The organism is Pseudomonas sp. AG1028 (assembly GCF_007993955.1).
Taxonomy (GTDB): domain Bacteria; phylum Pseudomonadota; class Gammaproteobacteria; order Pseudomonadales; family Pseudomonadaceae; genus Aquipseudomonas; species Aquipseudomonas straminea.
Map to the genome: position 1 here is coordinate 116,333 of NZ_VIVP01000012.1, position 17,771 is coordinate 134,103.

Sequence of the window (17,771 nt, forward strand, 5' to 3'; positions counted from 1 at the left end):
AGCTCACTCAATCATACCCAACCAGGCCAAACAACTTAGTTAGATGTCCATTTAAACCAACTCATCAACAAGGAATAACTCAATGGAAGAGAAAAAACCATACCTATATTTAAATGCTTTTTTGGTAAAGGATGAATTCACGGCTCGGCAGCCTATTGAATTCTTGAAACCATCAGCACAAGTAAACGCCTACGAATTGGAAGGCAAGCACGAGCTGGACGGCAAATTATACATAAAAGTCCCGGATGAAAAGAAACCTAAATGGAGCACATTCGCCGAGAGCCTTACCGGTACCTCTTTAGAAGAATTATCTAATCGCTCGAGCTCTGCAGTTCTGATTATAAAAACAAACAACTCAACAATGGCATTTACATTTGGTTACGGTAGATTCTTAATAGACACGCAATATTTTGCGCCAGACTTCGGCATTAAAACCGCCCTCAACACTTTAAACCACGACAGCTTACGCAGTGTTGACTTATTCACTTTGGACGATCAAGCCGTACAAAAAAAATCCCAAGCTTCGCGGAAGTCTGGAGTTGGTGTTTTTGGAATCGATATTTCAAAAGACGTTCTAAGGGCTGTCACAGGGTCACCTAAAACAGGAGTAGACTTCCACACCATATCTGGAGGCGACTCTGTTTACTCATTCAGCACTGATCTAGAAATTGAAAGACTTCCAGAATTAGTTGACCAACTATCTGACTATTACAACAACGACTCATATAAGAATGAATTTTCGTGGGTCGATAACATTCGAAAGGTAAAAGAAAAGTCAGAAATAGACTTCCTTGATGAAAAATTACTTGAAAAAATAAAGGCCAAGAGCCCGAACATCACCATCACCCTCCCTGAGATTGTTCAATGGGACAGTATCTGGGGCTTTAGTTTCACAAGAACAAAAGGCACGATCAAACCAATAGTAGATACACAGGAATACCTAGACAACATTGATGTAAGCTCAACGACAATTGAATCAATCAAAAGAGACCGAATTTTCGTATTCGACATTCATGGAAATGAATCAGATTATCAAATTTACAAATGCATTTACTTTGAGCACAAAGCATCGAGCAAAACTTGCATTCTCTTTTCGGGGATATGGTACGAAATAGATAACAGCTTTATCTCACGAATAAACATGACACTGAACCTCATAAAACCATCATCCTTATCTTTCCCTAAAATCCATACTTGGACTGAGGTAAAGGACGGAAAAAGCAAATCAATGATCGAGACAGAGGGTGAATACAACGAAAGGGCATCCAAGGACTTCCAATATCACCTACTAGATAAAAAATTAGTAAAGACCAATAGAGCAACAACTCCTATCGAACTATGCGACTTGATGACAAACCACAACCAGCTAATTCATGTAAAACATAGAAAAGGTGGATCTGCCGGACTGAGCCACTTATTTGCACAAGGAAATATCTCAGCCGAAATAATGCTTGGCGACATAGAATTTAGAAAAGAAGCAAGAAAAGTTTTAAAGCGGGTTCACAACGGACTGCAAGACTCCGTACCGCTTAACAACTTTAAAAGTGACGACATGGAAATCGTTTTCTTGATACTTGGAGAAGACACTGTAAGCCTAAAGGAAAACCTACCTTTTTTTAGCAAAGTAAATCTATCTAAAACCTTTGAGAACCTATCTCAAAGGGGTTTTAGCGTAACTATCGCAGGCGCAGGTACAGAACCGAAACCAAGTACATAGGACAACGCGAAGCTTGCCCACCGCTTGTATCGATCCCATGCCCTGCGTGGGAGCGATCAGTCTCGCCATTACGGCGTACTCAATGCCACCGCATTCACTAATAGCCGCAGCAGATACGACACCAGCCCCACACTCAGCACGCTGACCGTCCAGATGTAGGTCAGACGTTGCGTTGCCAGCAAGTAGGGTAGACAACGCGGAGCCTGTCCACAGCACTCAAGCACCTGATCAGAACACAAATCAACGTGGCCTCCGACCTACTCCAAGCCTTGCCCCAGCCACGCTCTTGTCCTTACCTTGTCCCCTCGCCTCCCCGCCTTCAACCGCGAGTTCGACCCACCATGAAAAATCTAAAAATCAGCGCCATCACCACCTTGCTTATCGGCCTATCGGGTTTTGCCCAGGCTCAGGAAACGCCATCGCACCTGGACAAGGTGCTGGAGAAGGGACAACTGGCGGTGTGCACCACCGGCGATTACAAGCCCTATACCTTTCTGCGCCAGGACGGCGGTTACGAGGGCATCGATATCGAAATGGCCCAGTCGCTCGCGCAGAGCCTTGGGGTGAAGGTGCAGTGGGTGCCGACCACCTGGAAAACCCTGATGCCCGACATGGTGGCGGGCAAGTGCGATATCGGCATGGGCGGTATTTCGGTGACGCTGGAGCGCCAGAAGAAGGCCTTCTTCAGCAGCACCCTGGATGTCGACGGCAAGATTCCCCTGGTGCGCTGTGAAGACGTGTCGCGCTACCAGACCATCGAGCAGATCAACAGGCCAGAGGTGCGTTTGATCGAACCGGCCGGCGGCACCAATGAAGCCTTTGCCCGGGCCTACCTGCCAAAGGCGCAGCTGAATTTCCACGACAACAAGACCATCTTCCAGGAGCTGCTGGACAAGCGCGCCGACGTGATGATCACCGACTCGTCCGAGGCCCTGTACCAGCAGAAACGCATGCCCGGCCTGTGCGCCGTCAACCCGACCGCCTACATGCAATACGGTGAGAAGGCCTATCTGCTACCGCGCGACGACATGGCTTGGAAGAGCTATGTGGATCAGTGGCTGCACCTGAGCAAGGCCACCGGCGCGTATCAGAAAACCCTTGGCCACTGGCTGGCGGTGCCGGGGCAGTAACCGCTCACAACATCGTTCCCACGCTCTGCGTGGGAATGCATCAGCAGGACGCTCCGCGTCCGACTCCTCCGCAGCCAAGTCCGCAGATGCGGCGCGGAGCGCCACGGGATACGTTCCCACGCGGAGCGTGGGAACGATCATCAGCGCCAGCTACGCACCCCAATCCACGCCTACCCGTCGGCAACGGCTCCTACGGCGTACTCAACCCCGCCGCATTCATGAACAACCGCAAAAGATACGACACCAGCCCCAGGCTCAGCACGCTGACCGTCCAGATGCCGGCCAGCCAGGCGATGCGTTGCCAGAGGGGTTTCTTTTCGGTGGTGTTGTTCATCAGTGGTACCCCTGATCCGGCGTGACCTTGCCGCGGAACACGTAGTAGCTCCAGGCGGTGTAGACGAGGATGATCGGGATGATCAGCAGCGCGCCGACCAGGGCGAAGCCCTGGCTTTGCGGTGGAGCGGCAGCCTGCCAGATGGTCAGCGAGCCGGGCACGATGTTCGGCCACAGGCTGATGCCCAGGCCGCTGTAGCCGAGAAAGATCAGCACCAGGGTCAGCACGAACGGCTTGCTGTTGTCGTGGTTGGCCACCGAGCGCAGCAGGTAGAAGAAGCTCGCCAGCACCAGCAGCGGCACCGGGGCGAACCACAGCAGGTTGGGGAAGGTGAACCAGCGCTCGGCAATGCTCGCCTGGGACAGCGGCGTCCACAGGCTGACGATGCCGATGACCGCCAGCAGCGCGAGTGCCAGTGGCCGGGCCAGGTCGTGCATCTGCTTTTGCAGGCGGCCTTCGGTCTTCATGATCAGCCAGGTACAACCGAGCAGCGCATAAGCCGCGATCAGCCCCAGGCCGCTGAACAGCGGAAACGGCGCCAGCCAGTCCAGCGAACCACCTGAGAATGCCCGGCCCTCGACCGGGATGCCTTCGATGAATGCGCCCAGCGCCACGCCCTGGAAGAAGGTCGCCGCCACCGATCCCCCGATGAACGCCTTGTCCCAGATATGCCGCTTGTGGTCCTTGGCCTTGAAGCGAAACTCGAAGGCCACGCCGCGAAACACCAGGCCCAGCAGCATGAACATCAGCGGCAAATACAGGGCGCTGAGCACCACCGAGTAGGCCAGCGGAAAGGCCGCGAACAGCCCGGCGCCACCGAGCACCAGCCAGGTTTCGTTGCCATCCCACACGGGCGCCACGGTGTTCATCATCACGTCGCGCTCGCCCTTGTCGGGCACGAACGGGAAGAGGATGCCGATGCCCAGATCGAAGCCGTCCATGATCACGTACATCATCACCCCGAAGACGATGATCACCGCCCAGATGACTGACAGATCGATACCCATGGTCATGCCCTCCCTTCGGCGTGTTCACCGCCGTGGTCACTGTCGTCGGTGCCCTCTTTGGCGGCCGACAACGGCCGCGCGGGCGTATGCCGGGTGCCCGGCCCGCCGTCATCCTGATGATCGCCCTCGCCGGTGACCGGCCCCTTGCGCACCAGGCGCATCACGTAGCCGAAGCCCGCGCCGAACACCGCGAAGTACACCACCACGAACAGCACCAGAGTCAGGCCCAATTGCGCGGCGCTGTGCATCGACACGCCCTCGGCGGTGCGCATCAGACCGTAGACCACCCACGGCTGGCGGCCGATCTCGGTGGTGAACCAGCCGGCGAGGATGGCGATCAACCCGGACGGGCCCATCCACAGGCAGAAGTACAGGAACGGGCGCGACCGGTAGAGGCTGCCGCGCCAGCGCAGCCACAGGCTCCACACACCGGCGAGGATCATCAGCAAGCCCATGGCGACCATGATGCGGAACGACCAGAACACGATGGTCGAGTTGGGCCGGTCCTCCTTGGCGAACTCCTTGAGCGCCGGCACCTGCTTGTCCAGGCTGTGGGTGAGGATCAGGCTGCCCAGGTACGGCACCTCGATCTTGAAGCGAGTCTCCTCGCGCTGCATGTCCGGCCAGCCGAACAGGATCAGCGGTGTCGGCTCGCCGGAGCTGTTGTCCCAGTGGCCTTCGATGGCGGCGATCTTCGCCGGTTGATGCTTCAGCGTGTTGAGGCCGTGGAAGTCGCCGATCACCGCCTGCACCGGCGCGACCAGCAGGGCCATCCACAGGGCCATGGAGAACATCTTGCGCATCGCCGGCGTATCGCGCCCGCGCAACAGGTGCCAGGCCGCCGAGGCGCCGACGAAGAACGCGGTGGCCAGGAATGCGGCGGTGGCCATGTGCGCCAGGCGATACGGGAACGACGGGTTGAACACCACCGCGAACCAGTCCACCGGGATCACCCGGCCGTCGACGATCTCGAAGCCCTGGGGCGTCTGCATCCAGCTGTTGGAGGCAAGAATCCAGAAGGTCGAGATCAGCGTGCCGACCGCCACCATCACCGTCGAGAAGAAGTGCAGGCCCGGCCCCACGCGGTTCCAGCCAAACAGCATGACGCCGAGAAAGCCCGCCTCGAGGAAGAACGCGGTGAGCACCTCGTAGGCCAGCAGCGGCCCGGTGACCGAACCAGCGAAATCCGAGAAGGCACTCCAGTTGGTGCCGAACTGGTAGGCCATCACCAGACCGGAGACCACACCCATGCCGAAGTTGACCGCGAAGATCTTCACCCAGAAGTGGTAGAGGTCGCGGTACACCGTCTGCCCGGTTTTCAGCCACAGGCCTTCGAGCACCGCCAGGTAACTGGCCAGGCCGATGGTGATGGCGGGAAAGATGATGTGAAAGGAAATGGTGAAGGCGAACTGGATGCGCGCAAGATCCAAAGCCTCTAGGCCGAACATGGACGAGCCCCTCGATCAGAGTTAGTTATCGACTTCTTGTTATGCGTGTACCGCAGACAGCCAAGGCGAAAGGCGCCTTGATCTGGATCAATGGATCGCCTTCAGATTACGCCTCGCCACGCCACTTACCAGCGTGGCTGGATGCCGCGCGACAGGCTGTCGCTGCGGCGTTCTGACTTAGCTCCGCGGGCGCGGCGCAACGTGCGCGTTATCAGATGAAGGACTATGCAGCCGCTCGCGGCGTCAGGTAGCAACAGCGCGGCGAAAGAAGGCAGGCGAGGCGGCGAATCGCCACCGCCGGGAAATGGCCAAGGCTGTTGGCCCGCTCAGACGAACCGACTCGCCGGCCGAGCCAGCCCAAGGGTATCGCGCAGGGTCTGGCCGGGATATGCGGTGCGGAACAGTCCGGACGCCTGCAAGGCTGGCACCACGCCTTCGAGGAACAGATCGCCTTGCGCTTCCAGATAGGGCGGCAGGATCACGAAACCGTCGCAGGCACCCGCGCGGTACCACTCGGCGAGCTGCTCGGCCACACCTTCGGGCGAGCCGACCGGCGAGAAGAAGCTGAGGCTCTCGGCATAGCGCTTGCCCGTTTGCCCGACCGTCAGGCCCAGTTCGAGAGCCTGCTGGATCACATACTGAAAACGCCCCTTGCTGCCGGTGATGGCCTCGCGGATGTCCGGGAACGGCCCATCCTGCGGATACTGCGCCAGATCGTGGTTCATGCTGGCGGACATGAAGCTCAACCCCGCCTCGGGGCGAATCAGCTCCTTGAGCAGACGGTCCTTGGCCAGCGCCGCTGCATGGGTTTCGCCCACCACCGGCACGATGCCGGGCAGGATCTTCAGCGTGTCCGGGTCGCGGCCATGGCTGCGTGTCTTGTCCTTGAGCAGGCGGTAGAACGCCTTGGCGCGCTCCAGTTGCGGATGCACCACGAACACCACTTCGGCATTCTTCGCCGCCAGGTCGAGAAACGCCTCGGACACCCCGGCCTGGATCAACACCGGTTGGCCCTGGGGCGGGCGCGGAATGTTGATCGGGCCTTTGATATCGAAGAACTCACCACGGTGATGCAGGTAATGGAAAGCAGCCGGGTCGGCGAACACGCCCTGCTGCGCGTCGAGCAGCAGCGCCTCGTCGCCCCAGCTGTCCCAGAGTTTCTGCACCACCTCGATGAACTCGCCGGCGCGAGCGTACCGCTCGGCATGGCCGTAGTGCTGCTGACGGCCGAAGTTGCGCGCCTCGCCATCGCTGGCCGAGGTCACCAGATTCCAGGCCGCACGGCCGCCGCTGATGTGGTCGATATTGGCCAGCATGCGCGCCGCGCTGTAAGGCAGCGCATAGGACGACGACACCGTGCCGCCCACGCCGATGCGGTCGGTCACCGCAGCCAGAGCGGACAGCAGGGTCAGCGGCTCGGGCCGCACCACCGGACGGTAGCGCACCGTCTCGGTAAAGTGGCCGCCGTAGTTGTCGTCGATCGACAGCTTGTCGGCCACGAACAGCATGTCCAGGCAGGCCGCTTCAGCGCGTCGGGCAATGGTCTTGTACAACGGCCAGTCGACCGAGCCGGTGGAGGCGGAGTGCGGATGGCGCCAGCCACCCTGATGGGTGCCAGCCTCCTGGTACAGCGCCAGGTGCATCATGGCGTTTGCTCCGCGAAGAAGCTCGCCTCGATCACGCTATCCGCCGGGAAGCTCCGCGGGATCAAGCCTTCACGCTGATACAGGTCGATGGTCGCCTGCTGCAGCGCGCGCACGGCGGCGAGGTCGGTCTCCGGCGTATTGACCTCACGCTGCACCTTGCCCAGCGCCACCGCCTGGGGCAGCTTGAGCAGGCTGGCGATGGCCTTGGCGTAGGGCTCGGGATGCGCCGCGCCCCAGATCCGCGCCTGCGCCAGCCGCGCGGCGAAATCCTTGAGTTCAGCACGCTTGCCCTGCAGCACCGTGTTGGCGGCCACCAGGTAATTGAGGCTCGGGTAGTCCTTGCCGTCGGCGAGAATCTTCGCGCCGCTCTGCTGCACGGCAAAGGATACGTAGGGCTCCCAGGTGGCGACGGCATCGACGCTGCCGTTGCTCAAGGCCAGGGTCGCCTCCGAGGGCGTGGTGTTGACGAAGGTCACGTCGCTCGGTTTCAGCCCGGCACGCGCCAGGGCATTGAGCGCCAGCGCCTGGCCGGACGAGCCTTTGACCGCGGCGATCTTCTTGCCATTGAGGTCGGCGACCGAGGCGATGCCGGCATTGCCGCTGATGATCAACGCGTTGCCCAGGTAGCTCGCCGCCTGAATCGCCTTGGCCTCCAGCCCAGCCGCTGCGGCGAAGGTCAGCGGCGCCTCGCCGACCAGGCCACCATCGAGGTGGCCGGCGCGCAGGGCTTCGAGCAACGGGGCGGCGTTGGGAAACTCGCGCCACTGGATCTGATAATCCAGGCCGTCGAGTACGCCGGCCGCCTCCATGACAGCGCGCGCATTGCCACGCTGGTCGCCGATGGTCAGGTCAGCGGCGGACACCGCCAGCGACAGGGTGGACAGTAAAAGGGCCGACAGGCCGGTGCGAATCTTCATTAGACGGCTCCAACAGAACATAAGGGGATGCTCACCAGTCACTGCCCTGCCCCAGCAACTGCAAGGCGTGGTGACGCAGCTCGAGCAGACGCGGATCGTCGCGGCGACGCGGATAGGAGCGCTCGACCTTGAGTTCGGCCAGCACCCGCGCCGGGCGCGCCGAGAACACGAGCACGCGGTCGCAGAGCAGCAGCGCCTCCTCGACATCGTGGGTAACCAGCAGTGAGCTGTAGGCCTGCTGCTGCCACAGGCGAATCAGCTCGCTCTGCATGGCGATGCGGGTCAGCGAGTCGAGCTTGCCCAGTGGCTCGTCGAGCAACAGCAGGCGCGGCTCGTTGATCAGTGCGCGGGCCAGCGCCACACGCTGCGCCATGCCGCCGGAGAGTTGGCGCGGGTATGCCTCGCGAAATTCCAGCAAGCCAACCTTGCGCAGCGTCTCGTCGACGCGGTGCTTCTGCTCCCGGAGCTGACCGCGCGCCTGCAGGCCGAGGGCGACGTTGTTCCACACACTGCGCCAGGGATAGAGCGTCGGGTCCTGAAACACCAGCACCCGCGAGTGATGCGGCCCGGCAAGCGCGGCACCGTCGGCCAGCAGGCTACCGCTCTGCAGGCTCTCCAGCCCGGCGACCAGACGCAGCAGGGTCGACTTGCCGCAGCCGGATGGCCCGAGCAGGCCGACGCTTTCGCCGGGTGCCAGTTGCAGGTCGACCTTGTCGAGCACCGGCAGGCGGCTGTCACCCAGGTCGAAGGCATGGCTGAGGCCGCGGATATCCAGGCTCATGCCCGCAGCCTGAAGCGGATGAGCGGTTGCGACGTTCACCATTTCACCGCCCCCTTCTGCCAGGACAGCACCCGATCACGGACGATGAACAGCAAGGTGATCAGCCCCGAGCAAAGCAGCGCCATCACCAGCAGCGCAGCGTACATGTTGGCGTAGGCGGCCCAGCCCTGGGCCCACTGCAGGTACCAGCCGAGGCCAGCCTTGACGCCCATCATCTCGGCCACCACCAGCACCGAAAACGAGGCGCCGAGGCCCATGAACAAGCCGACAAACACATGAGGCAATGCAGCCGGAATCGCTACTCGCCAGACCAGAAAGCGCGAATTGGCGCCCAGGGTACGGGCCACCTCGTAGTACGCCTTGTCGACGCTGGCCACGCCGGACCAGGTCAGTACCGTGACCGGGAACCAGGTCGCCAGGGCGATCAGGAATACGCTGGCGCTCCAGCTGGTCGGGAAAAAGAAGAAGCAGATCGGCAGCAGCGCGGTGGAGGGAATCGGCCCGAGGATGCGCAGCACCGGATGAACCCAATAGCCGATGCGATGCGACCAGCCAATCGCCACGCCTGCTATGAAACCGGCGATGCCGCCCACCACCACGCCATTGACCAGCAGCCATAACGAATGCAGCAGGCTTTCACCAAGGCGTAACCAGTCATCGACGAACACCTCGATCAGCGCCTGGGGCGGCGCGAAGAACGGCACCGGCAGCAGCACGACCTTGGCGGTAACCAGTAGCCACACACCGAGCAGCACGGGCAATGCCACCAACCAGGCGCCTGCCGGACGCAGACGCTCCACCAGCCGGCCGAACGGCCCCGGCAGAATGCCAAGCAGTGCCAGTAGCACGCCGACACCAGCACCGACGTACGCCAGCTCCTGGGTGAAGGGCCAGGGCTTGCCGCCATCGGGGTAGAACGCGGTGAACAGGGCGAAGGCTATCCAGGCCAATGCGGCCAGCAGACCACCGCGCCAGAGCGGCGTGGCCACGCGCGGCTGCACCTGGCCTTGCTCAAGCGAATACGTCGGCATGGATGCTCTCCGCGAATTCCAGGGGATCGGTACGCGGGCGCAGCACCTCGACGTTCTTCAGGTCGCGGGCGTATACCGCGATCTCCTTCACGAAGGTATTGCCGACCGAGTAGTAGCCGTGGGTGTGCTCGGTGAGGATGGCGCGCACCTCTTCCTTGGAGGTGTTGATGGCGAACTTGAGAAACTCCTCGGCCACCGCATCGGGGTTGCGCGACGCCCAGGCATGGGCCTGCAGGATCGAGTGGGTGATGGCCGCCGCCACCGGCGTGTCGTTGCGCGCCAGCTCGCCGCTGACCCCGACCACGCAGCAGCTCATGTTGGCGTACTCCTCGATCATGTTGGTCGCCAGCTCGGCGAAGCCCGGCTGCTGCTTGACCCGGTACATCAGTGGATCGGAGCCACTGGCGGCCTGGATCTCGCCCTTCTCAGAGCAACGCTGAGCAGGTCGATGGGGTACACCCGCCAGGTCACGTCGCGCACCGGGTCGACGCCATGGCGCTTGAGCATCAGCGAGAAGAAGTTCTTGTCCGCAGCAGCCATGTCGGTGACGCCGATGGTGGTGCCCTTCAGCGCCTCGAAGCTTTTCGGACCATCGTCCAGGGTCAGCAGGCGCAGGCAACCACCGTGGGTGCCGGCGGTCAGCTTGACGTCAAAGCCCTGCTCCAGCGCCTTGAGCCAGCGCAGCGCCATGCCGGTGGCGGCGTCGGCCTTGCCGGTGGCCATGGATTCGAGCAGCACCTCGGTGGAGTTGCCGAAGTTGACGAACTCGACCTCCAGGTTATGGCGCTTGAAGATGCCCTGGCTGTCGGCAACCGCCACGGGTGCCAGGCACACGGCATTGAGGTTGGTGGCCAGTTTGATCTTGCGCGGCTCGGGCAAGACCCAGCGATCGCTGTCCAGATCCAGGCCGCTGCCAACCGGTTGCGTACCTTGGCCGGCATGCCCGGTATGGGCGCCGTGGCCAGCATGACCGGCATCGGCCCAGGCGAAGCGGCTGGCGAACGCCGTCGCGGTGGCGGTACCCGCCAGGGCAAGCAACTGACGACGGTTGAGCACAGAGATGGGCATGGCGCCTCCATAAGAGAGTCGTGCATGCGCCGCGTGGTCGGGTAGCGTGCGGATAAGGTGCTTCGGCGGGCTTTTACAGCCAGCTTCACAGGAAAGGCCTTAGACGGTATCGGCTTGACGATCCACAGGGAAATTCAATTTAGGCATAACCTAATATGCCAAACGAGAAAGTTAATCCATCCTCTCTCCCGACAACCCCAGCACCGTTAGCGGATTGCCAACTGCCAGACGTGGCTTATCGCAACGAGTCACCGTCCTACCCCGCGCTATCCCAAATGCCGCTTCCCGGAGAACCTACCGAATGCCTTGCCTGCCCCCGTACGCCCTGCGCCCACGTCACCTGCTGGCTGCCAGCCTGCTGGGCTGCGTAGTGCTGCCTGTCGCCCATGCCGAGACCGCGACGGGCAGCCTGCAGATCGAAGGCGTACAGATCACCGAGCAGGCGCTGACCGAGCAGCAGGTGGCCGAGGCGCAACTCAAGGAGGTGCCGGGCGGCACCAATCTGGTGGACATGCAGCGCGTCGAGCAGGGCCGCGTGGCTGGCAATGCCGATGTGCTGGCCTACCAGCCGGGCGTTTATGCGCAGTCGCCGGGTAACGAGGGCATCAAGATCGCCATCCGCGGCTCGGGCATCAACCGCGGCACCGGCTCCCACGCCTCCGGCAACCACGTCATGCTCGACGGTTTGCCGCTGACCGGCTCGGGCGGTACGCCTTATGAGCTGCTGGAACCGCTGTGGATAAGCCGCGCCGAAGTGCTGCGCGGCGCCAATGGGTTCGACAAGGGCTCCCTGGCCCTGGGCGGCGCCATCGACTACATCACCCGCACCGGCCGTGATGCCGACAAGTTGCAATTGCGCTATGAAGCCGGCAGCCACGGTTACCAGAAGCGCAGCATCAGCTCCGGGCAGGTGCTGGGCGATGTCGATTACTACGTCAACGTCACCGACAGCCGTTACGACGGCTATCAGGATCATTCGTCGGGCAAGGGCCAGGGCGTGGCCGCCAACGTCGGCTATCGCCTCAACGACAACCTGGAGACGCGCTTCTACCTGCGCTACCGGGAAACAGAGCATGACGTCCCAGGTCGGCTGACCAAGGCGCAGATCGAGCACGACCCAAGGGCGGCCGCTGCCAACAATCTGCGTATCAACGCGCACCGTGACCAACCTGGCAGCACCTGGCTGGCCAACAAGACCACCGGGCAGATCGACGACGACTCCACCCTGGTGGCCGGCCTGGCCTATCACCATTACCCGATGGATATCGTCGAGAACAGCTCGCCCAACGGTAACACCTACCGGGTGCGCGTGGACTACAGCGACGTGAGCGGCACCCTGAACTACACACGCCGCCACAGCCTGTTCGGGCTCGACAGCACCACCACCGTCGGTTTCCGTAGCACCACCAACTTGCCGAGCAGCAAGTCCAGGGAAAATGCGGCGCTGCCGATCAACGTAAACGGCACCGCCTACCCAGCCGGCACCCTGATGCGCGCCTACGAGCACCTGGGCTCGGACAACGTGCTGCATATCGGCAACGAAACCGAGCTGGCACCTGACCTGTGGCTGACCAGCGGCCTGGCGCTGATCTACACCCGCCGTGAAGTACAGGTGACCTGGCCGGCCACCGACGATAAGCTCAGCGAGCACACCTGGGATTACGCGCCGCGTATCGGCCTGCGCTACCAGCTCAACCCGGACGTGCAGCTCTACGGCAATGTCAGCCGCTCGATCGAGCCGCCCCACGCCTGGTCGATGCTCTGGAGTTCGCCGCTGCGTTTCCCCAACAGCAACCAGCCGTACGCTGCCCGCCAGCGCGCGCCGATCTCGCTGGATAACCAGACAGCGACGACCTTCGAAGTCGGTGGCCGTGGCGACTCCGCGCTGGGCCAGTGGGACGTGGCCTATTACTACTCGCTGGTGCGCCATGAGCTGCTGACCGTGGAAATCACCACTGGCGTGCCGCCTTCCGAAGCCAACGCCAGCCCGACCATCCACCAAGGCATCGAGCTGGGCCTCGACAGCCCGTTGTGGGACGGCGGCGCGGCCGGCGCTCTGGCCTTGCGCCAGGCCTACACCTTCAGCGACTTCCATTACCGCGACGACGCCACCTTTGGCGACAACCACCTACCCGGCCTGCCCCGCCACTACTACCAAGCCGAGCTGCGCTACAGCCTACCGAACGGTTTCTACGCCGGGCTAAACACCCAGTACGCCTCCAAAGTGGCGGTGGATTACGCCAATTCCTACTACGCCGATGCCTACACGATCTTTGGCGCGACCCTGGGCTACGCCTCGCCGAAAGACGACTGGCAAACCTGGCTGGACCTGCGCAACCTGACCGACAAACGCTACGCCGCCACCGTCACGCCGGGCTACGACGACAACGGCGCCGATGCCGCCCGCTCGACACCGGGCGAAGGTTTCGGGGCATATGTCGGGGTTTCCTACAGTTTCAATTAACACCACAGCATAAGAATACCCCGTGCCGTCTCCTTTATAATTCGCCGCCTACAGGGAGACGTACATGTTTTGTGATGCCTGGCGCCACGCGCCAACCCACCGCAGGGTCTGGGCGCTGGCGGCGCCGATGATCCTTTCCAACCTGTCCGTACCGCTGGTGGCGCTGGTCGATACCGCGGTGGTCGGCCACCTGCCCCACGCCCATCAGCTGGGCGCCGTAGCGGTGGGCAGCAGCCTGTACATCCTGATCGTCGGGGTGCTGGGATTTCTGCGCATGGGCACCACCGGCTTCGCCGCCCAGGCCTGCGGTCGCGGTGATGGCGGGGCGCTGCGCCAGGTGCTGGTGCAGGGCCTGCTGCTCGCCGCCCTGCTGGCACTGTTGCTTGGCGCGCTGGCGATTCCCTTCAGCGGCCTGGCTTTGGGTCTGATGAACCCGTCGGCCGAGCTCGACGGCCTGACCCGGGACTTTCTGCACACGCGCTTGCTCGGTTTGCCCGCAGCGTTGGCCAACTACGCGCTGATCGGCTGGCTGCTCGGCGCCCAGAACGCCCGCGCGCCGCTGGTGATGCTGCTGGTCACCAACCTGCTGAACATCGTGCTGTCGCTGTGGTTCGTACTCGGCCTGCACTGGGAAGTGGTGGGCGCCGCCCGCGCCGCGGTGCTGGCCGAATGGGGCGGGTTGCTGGTCGGCCTGACGCTTGCGCGGCGCGCCCTGCGTCGCCACCCGGGCAACACCCGCTGGGCGGCGATGGCCCAGTGGCAGAGCTGGCGCGCGCTGCTGGCGGTGAACCGCGATATCTTCCTGCGCTCGCTGGCGCTGCAGGCGGTGTTCCTGCTGATCACCATTCAGGGCGCGCGGCTGGGCGACGCCACGGTGGCGGCCAACGCCCTGCTGCTCAACGGCCTGTTGATCACCGCCTATGCACTGGACGGCCTGGCCCATGCGGTCGAGGCGCTATGCGGCCATGCCATCGGTGCGCGGGATCGCCTGGCCCTCAAGCGCAGCCTGATCGTCGCCGGTATCTGGTCGCTACTGGCCAGCCTGGTGTTCGCCCTGGCGTTCGCCTTGGGCGGCCACCTGTTCATCAATCTACAGACGGATATCGCCGCGGTACGCGAGACCGCCGGCCACTACCTGCCCTACCTCGCCCTGCTGCCACTGTTCGCGGTGTGGAGCTACCTGCTCGACGGCCTGTTCATCGGCGCCACCCGTGCCCGCGAAATGCGCAACGCCATGCTTGTGGCCCTGGCCATCGGCCTGCCGATCGCCCTGGCGCTGCAGGGGTTCGGCAACCATGGCTTGTGGATCGCCTTTCTGGCCTTCATGGCCTTGCGCGGCCTGACCCTGGGCGCACTGGCCTGGCAACTGGCGCGGCGTGATCAATGGCTGGCGGCGCCTGGCAGTTGACCCCGCGCTTGCCGCCACTCAGAGACGAAAAAGCCCGCTGAATCGCGGGCTTTTTGTTGGCTGCCAATCAAGGCACCAGCGGCAGCTCGCGCTTGTGCTGGGTCTTGTCGTAGGTCTGCACGATGGCCTGGTAGGCGGTATCGCTGACCGGTTTTTCCTGCAGGAAGGCGTCGATGTCATCATAGCTGACGCCGTGTACCTGCTCGTCCGGAATACCTGGGCGCTCGTCTTCCAGGTCGGCGGTCGGCACCTTGGAGAACACCGCAGCGGGTGCGCCAAGTCGTTCGGCGATGCGCCGTACCTGGCCCTTGACCAGGCCGCTGAGCGGGGCGAGGTCGCAGGCGCCGTCACCGAACTTGGTGAAGAAACCCATCACCGCTTCGGCGGCGTGGTCGGTGCCGATCACCAGGCCGTTGCGGGCGTTGGCCACGGTGTACTGGGCCAGCATGCGCATGCGCGCCTTGGTGTTGCCGAGCACGAAATCGCGGCGCGCCGAGGTCAGCTCGCCCAGCTCGCCGATCTGCTTGGCCAGGCCGGAAACGGCCGGGGCGATGTCGATGGTCTGCACCTCGTCGGCGGCGATAAAGGCCAGCGCCGCCTGGGCGTCGGATTCGTCGTGCTGCACGTTGTGCGGCAGGCGGATGGCGATAAAACGGTAGGCCTGATCGCCAGTCTCGCTGCGCAGCTGCTCTACGGTCAGCTGGGCTAGACGGCCGGCCGCCGAGGAATCCACACCGCCACTGATGCCAAGCACCAGCACCTTGGTGTGCGAGGCGGTCAGGGTGCCCTTGATAAAGGCGATGCGGCGGGCGATCTCGGCGTCCACGTCGGCGTCCGAGGTGAAGGGCGCGATCACGCCCAGGGCTTTGGCGATTTCAGCTTGGCGATTGCTCATGAAGAGGCTCCCTGATTGGCATCGGTACGAAACACGTGTTTCAGATAGGTCACGAAATTCGGGTCGCGGCACTGGGTCTTGCCCGGCGTATCGGAGATCTTCGCCACCGGCTGGCCATTACAGTCGATCATCTTGATGACGATGTTCATCGGCTCGACACCCGGAATATCGCAGGTCAGGTTGGTGCCGATGCCGAAGCTGACATGAATGCGATCATGCAGCGCGCGGTACAGTTCAAGCGCCTTGGGCAAGGTCAGACCGTCGGAGAACACCAGCGTCTTGCTCATCGGATCGATACCCAGCTTCTCGTAGTGGGCGATGGCCTTTTCAGCCCAGACCAGCGGGTCGCCGGAGTCGTGGCGCAGGCCGTCGAATAGCTTGGCGAAGTACAGATCGAAGTCGCCGAGGAAACTGTCCATGCCGATGGTGTCGGTCAGGGCAACCCCGAGCAGACCGCGGTATTCCTTGACCCAGCATTCCAGCGCCGCCTTCTGGCTGTCGATCAGCCGCGGACCGAGCTGCTGGTGAGCCATGAACCATTCGTGGGCCATGGTGCCCAGTGGCCGCAACTCCAGCTCGCGGGCCAGGTGCACGTTACTGGTGCCGACGAAGCGGCCTGGGAAGTCGTGCTTGAGGATGTTCACCACTTCCTCCTGCACTCGGTACGAAAAGCGCCGGCGGGTGCCGAAGTCGGCCATCTGGAAACCCGCCAGTTCATCGGCGCTGGCTTCGCCCTTGAGCCAGTCGAGCTTGCGGTACAGCTGCTCGCGCACCTGCTCGATGACCACCTCGCGGTAGCGATAGCGGTTGCGCACCTCGGAGATGATCGCCAGCAGCGGAATCTCGTAGAGGATCACGTGCAGCCACGGCCCGCGTACGCGAATCGCCAGCTGGCCGGCGTCGTCGGTGCCGACGTGCACGTAGCGCATGTTGAAGCGGAACAGGCTGAGGAAGCGGATGAAGTCTGGCTTGATGAACGGGATCTTCTCCAGATACGCCAGCTGGTCCACGGTGATGGTGGTGTTGACCAGCTGTTCGATCTGGTAACGGATCTCTGCCAGGTAGGGCGTCAGGTCCTCCTTGCTGCGGCAGCGAAACTCCCACTCCACTTCGGCGTTGGGGTAGTTGTGCAGCACCGCCTGCATCATGGTCAGCTTGTAGAAATCGGTGTCCAGCAGGTTCTGGATGATGCTGGGGGCGAATACGCTCTCACTCATGGTCACTCTCCTCGAGGCGGGCCAGCTCGCTGTCGAGCGCTCCGCTATCGGCGCAGATGATGATGCCCTGCGCGCGCATCTGTTCGATGGCTTGCGTCGCGCCGGCTTCGGAAATGGCCCGGCACGCCGGAAGATACAGCAACACCTCAAGGCCGGCGCTACGCAGTTGCAGCGCGGTGTTCTTCACGCAGAAATCCAGGGCCAGGCCACCGACCACCACGGCCTTAACGCCCGCTACTTGCAGGTATTCGATCACGCCCGTGCTGCGCTTGCCGGCCAGGTCGTGGTAGCAGGCGCCGTAGGGGTGCAGATCGGGTTCGACACCTTTCCAGACGAAGAAGTCATAGTCGATTGGCGCAGGCAGCGTATCGAGCAGCTCGAAGCCCGGCGTGCCCGGCACACAGTGGCTGACCCAGGTCAGATCGGAATTGGCATGGCTCAAGGGCTGCAGCATCTGGTCGTGGCCCTCGACCACCCACAGGGCGTTGGGCGTGTGGGCGTCCTTGCTGCCCAGGCGCAGGGTGCCACGACGCGCCATGTCGTTGAGCGACGCGGCGATTTCATGGCCGCCGGGCACCGGCAACTCATCGGGGCACAGGCTGGTAAAGCCCTTCTGCGCATCGACATCGAACGTGGCGATCTTCATCTGACACCTCCTACTCATGGAGCCGCATCGCTGCGGGGTGGACACATATTCCACCAGGTGTA

The 17,771-nt window shown here is 62.4% G+C and carries 15 protein-coding genes and 1 pseudogene; 4 read left to right on the forward strand and 12 right to left on the reverse strand.

Annotation, left to right across the window (positions count from 1 at the left end; genetic code table 11):
- The first annotated feature begins 82 nt into the window (after positions 1-82).
- The gene (locus tag FB481_RS19835; RefSeq protein WP_147177484.1) at positions 83-1,717 is read left to right on the forward strand and encodes a TIGR04141 family sporadically distributed protein; all 1,635 of its coding nucleotides are present in this window, start codon (positions 83-85) and stop codon (positions 1,715-1,717) included.
- Between the two features lie 68 nt (positions 1,718-1,785).
- Here FB481_RS19835 and FB481_RS19840 read toward each other — a convergent pair whose 3' ends face one another.
- Complete coding sequence (locus FB481_RS19840) at positions 1,786-1,941, reverse strand: DUF2474 family protein (protein ID WP_256662780.1); 156 nt, start codon at positions 1,939-1,941, stop codon at positions 1,786-1,788.
- Positions 1,942-2,058: 117 nt separating this feature from the next.
- On the opposite strand from FB481_RS19840, the gene FB481_RS19845 reads away from it, so the two are divergent.
- Entirely contained in the window at positions 2,059-2,847 is a 789-nt protein-coding gene (locus tag FB481_RS19845) for a transporter substrate-binding domain-containing protein (RefSeq protein WP_147177486.1), read from the forward strand.
- 190 nt (positions 2,848-3,037) lie between these two features.
- Here the strand turns inward: FB481_RS19845 and FB481_RS19850 are convergent, their stop codons facing one another.
- The 8 genes and pseudogenes from FB481_RS19850 to FB481_RS19885 form a co-directional block, all read right to left on the reverse strand.
- A complete protein-coding gene (locus FB481_RS19850) occupies positions 3,038-3,181 on the reverse strand; it encodes a DUF2474 domain-containing protein (protein ID WP_147177487.1) in 144 nt (47 codons plus the stop codon).
- Positions 3,181-4,188, reverse strand: a complete 1,008-nt coding sequence (gene cydB, locus FB481_RS19855) for a cytochrome d ubiquinol oxidase subunit II (protein WP_075933834.1) — start codon at positions 4,186-4,188, stop codon at positions 3,181-3,183. Before cydB ends, FB481_RS19850 begins: the two co-directional genes overlap by 1 nt.
- A 2-nt stretch (positions 4,189-4,190) precedes the next feature.
- Entirely contained in the window at positions 4,191-5,636 is a 1,446-nt protein-coding gene (locus FB481_RS19860) for a cytochrome ubiquinol oxidase subunit I (protein WP_093507043.1), read from the reverse strand.
- 326 nt (positions 5,637-5,962) lie between these two features.
- Positions 5,963-7,282, reverse strand: a complete 1,320-nt coding sequence (locus tag FB481_RS19865) for an LLM class flavin-dependent oxidoreductase (RefSeq protein WP_218571911.1) — start codon at positions 7,280-7,282, stop codon at positions 5,963-5,965.
- A complete protein-coding gene (locus FB481_RS19870) occupies positions 7,279-8,199 on the reverse strand; it encodes an aliphatic sulfonate ABC transporter substrate-binding protein (RefSeq protein ID WP_147177488.1) in 921 nt (306 codons plus the stop codon). Before FB481_RS19870 ends, FB481_RS19865 begins: the two co-directional genes overlap by 4 nt.
- Before the next feature lie 31 nt (positions 8,200-8,230).
- The gene (locus FB481_RS19875) at positions 8,231-9,022 is read right to left on the reverse strand and encodes an ABC transporter ATP-binding protein (RefSeq protein WP_093507047.1); all 792 of its coding nucleotides are present in this window, start codon (positions 9,020-9,022) and stop codon (positions 8,231-8,233) included.
- Positions 9,016-10,011 carry an ABC transporter permease gene (locus FB481_RS19880; RefSeq protein ID WP_147177489.1) on the reverse strand — a complete coding sequence of 332 codons (996 nt, stop codon included), beginning with the start codon at positions 10,009-10,011 and terminating at the stop codon, positions 9,016-9,018. Before FB481_RS19880 ends, FB481_RS19875 begins: the two co-directional genes overlap by 7 nt.
- Positions 9,992-11,079, reverse strand: a pseudogene (locus FB481_RS19885) (ABC transporter substrate-binding protein). The gene FB481_RS19880 and the pseudogene FB481_RS19885 overlap by 20 nt, the downstream one beginning before the upstream one ends.
- Before the next feature lie 301 nt (positions 11,080-11,380).
- On the opposite strand from FB481_RS19885, the gene FB481_RS19890 reads away from it, so the two are divergent.
- Both FB481_RS19890 and FB481_RS19895 read left to right on the forward strand, forming a co-directional pair.
- Complete coding sequence (locus tag FB481_RS19890) at positions 11,381-13,543, forward strand: TonB-dependent receptor domain-containing protein (RefSeq protein WP_147177490.1); 2,163 nt, start codon at positions 11,381-11,383, stop codon at positions 13,541-13,543.
- 64 nt (positions 13,544-13,607) lie between these two features.
- A complete protein-coding gene (locus FB481_RS19895) occupies positions 13,608-14,951 on the forward strand; it encodes an MATE family efflux transporter (protein ID WP_093507055.1) in 1,344 nt (447 codons plus the stop codon).
- A 67-nt stretch (positions 14,952-15,018) separates the two neighbouring features.
- Here FB481_RS19895 and nadE read toward each other — a convergent pair whose 3' ends face one another.
- The 3 genes from nadE to FB481_RS19910 are packed head-to-tail and all read right to left on the reverse strand — an operon-like array spanning position 15,019 to position 17,709.
- On the reverse strand, positions 15,019-15,846 hold the full coding sequence (gene nadE, locus FB481_RS19900) for an ammonia-dependent NAD(+) synthetase (protein WP_147177491.1): 828 nt from the start codon (positions 15,844-15,846) through the stop codon (positions 15,019-15,021).
- The gene (gene pncB, locus FB481_RS19905; RefSeq protein WP_093507059.1) at positions 15,843-17,063 is read right to left on the reverse strand and encodes a nicotinate phosphoribosyltransferase; all 1,221 of its coding nucleotides are present in this window, start codon (positions 17,061-17,063) and stop codon (positions 15,843-15,845) included. Before pncB ends, nadE begins: the two co-directional genes overlap by 4 nt.
- Positions 17,056-17,709, reverse strand: coding sequence for an isochorismatase family protein (locus FB481_RS19910; RefSeq protein ID WP_147177492.1), 654 nt, complete (start codon positions 17,707-17,709; stop codon positions 17,056-17,058). The genes pncB and FB481_RS19910 overlap by 8 nt, the downstream gene beginning before the upstream one ends.
- Positions 17,710-17,771: the final 62 nt, after the last annotated feature.

Excerpts from the sequence above, each read along its gene's own strand:
- nadE (WP_147177491.1), bottom strand. The coding sequence starts at position 15,846 with ATGAGCAATCGCCAAGCTGAAATCGCCAAAGCCCTGGGCGTGATCGCG.
- FB481_RS19865 (WP_218571911.1), bottom strand. The coding sequence starts at position 7,282 with ATGATGCACCTGGCGCTGTACCAGGAGGCTGGCACCCATCAGGGTGGC.
- FB481_RS19850 (WP_147177487.1), bottom strand. The coding sequence starts at position 3,181 with ATGAACAACACCACCGAAAAGAAACCCCTCTGGCAACGCATCGCCTGG.
- FB481_RS19910 (WP_147177492.1), bottom strand. The coding sequence starts at position 17,709 with ATGAAGATCGCCACGTTCGATGTCGATGCGCAGAAGGGCTTTACCAGC.
- FB481_RS19845 (WP_147177486.1), top strand. The coding sequence starts at position 2,059 with ATGAAAAATCTAAAAATCAGCGCCATCACCACCTTGCTTATCGGCCTA.
- FB481_RS19835 (WP_147177484.1), top strand. The coding sequence starts at position 83 with ATGGAAGAGAAAAAACCATACCTATATTTAAATGCTTTTTTGGTAAAG.
- FB481_RS19890 (WP_147177490.1), top strand. The coding sequence starts at position 11,381 with ATGCCTTGCCTGCCCCCGTACGCCCTGCGCCCACGTCACCTGCTGGCT.
- pncB (WP_093507059.1), bottom strand. The coding sequence starts at position 17,063 with ATGAGTGAGAGCGTATTCGCCCCCAGCATCATCCAGAACCTGCTGGAC.
- FB481_RS19895 (WP_093507055.1), top strand. The coding sequence starts at position 13,608 with ATGTTTTGTGATGCCTGGCGCCACGCGCCAACCCACCGCAGGGTCTGG.
- FB481_RS19860 (WP_093507043.1), bottom strand. The coding sequence starts at position 5,636 with ATGTTCGGCCTAGAGGCTTTGGATCTTGCGCGCATCCAGTTCGCCTTC.
- FB481_RS19880 (WP_147177489.1), bottom strand. The coding sequence starts at position 10,011 with ATGCCGACGTATTCGCTTGAGCAAGGCCAGGTGCAGCCGCGCGTGGCC.
- FB481_RS19875 (WP_093507047.1), bottom strand. The coding sequence starts at position 9,022 with ATGGTGAACGTCGCAACCGCTCATCCGCTTCAGGCTGCGGGCATGAGC.
- cydB (WP_075933834.1), bottom strand. The coding sequence starts at position 4,188 with ATGGGTATCGATCTGTCAGTCATCTGGGCGGTGATCATCGTCTTCGGG.
- FB481_RS19870 (WP_147177488.1), bottom strand. The coding sequence starts at position 8,199 with ATGAAGATTCGCACCGGCCTGTCGGCCCTTTTACTGTCCACCCTGTCG.